The organism is Undibacterium umbellatum (assembly GCF_014284125.1).
In the GTDB taxonomy this organism is placed as follows: Bacteria; Pseudomonadota; Gammaproteobacteria; order Burkholderiales; family Burkholderiaceae_D; genus Undibacterium; species Undibacterium umbellatum.
The window spans coordinates 1-256 of record NZ_JACOFX010000093.1 but is presented as its reverse complement, the minus strand read 5'-3'; the positions used below and the strand labels follow the sequence as shown (position 1 = coordinate 256).

The window sequence follows — 256 nt, the reverse complement described above, 5'->3', positions numbered from 1 at the left end:
CCGACGTCCAAGTTGGTACAGTCAACATTGGTCAAAACGTTTCCGGCACATCCGCTGCAGGCGTTGCTAACCAAGGTTACGAAACACTGACCATCAACAGCACAGGCAACACCAACAACATCGGCACACTGAACCTGCCAATGGACACAGGTACAGCAGGCAAAGTTGTCATCACTGGCGACACCAACCTGACACTGGCCCAGACATCCAATGTTGTCAATGGCGTATCCGCTATTGAATCCACCAACTTCTCCGG

Annotated in this window: 1 protein-coding gene; it reads left to right on the top strand. The window is 52.0% G+C overall.

Annotation, left to right across the window (positions count from 1 at the left end; all coding sequences use genetic code 11):
* A partial coding sequence (locus H8L47_RS29325; protein WP_186957350.1) for a hypothetical protein occupies positions 1 to 256 on the top strand: 256 nt, incomplete at both ends.